Below are 219 nucleotides of genomic sequence, written 5' to 3'. Positions count from 1 at the left end.
ACGCCGCGTTAAGCAAGTTGTGAGTAGCAATGGCAGTACAAAAATCACGTATTCTGTTTACAGTCAGGGTGGTACACTGCTACATCGCCACAACGTAAGTGACAATAACAAAACCGATTATATTCCGCTAGGCGGCTCAAGTACCGGCAGTATAAGGCTTGAAGATGGCGCACCTCGTTATGTGCATGTAGACCATTTAGGCAGTCCAGTAGCAGAAAC

1 protein-coding gene is annotated in these 219 nt (G+C 46.6%); it reads left to right on the top strand.

Annotated elements, in window-relative coordinates:
- Positions 1-219 (top strand): hypothetical protein (locus tag KJ365_RS00015; protein ID WP_214449573.1); only part of this gene is annotated, 219 nt, incomplete at both ends.

The organism is Glaciecola sp. XM2 (assembly GCF_018595715.1).
Lineage (GTDB): Bacteria > Pseudomonadota > Gammaproteobacteria > Enterobacterales > Alteromonadaceae > Glaciecola.
Note: the sequence above shows the minus strand (reverse complement) of the source record. Positions and strands in the feature narration are given on the sequence as shown.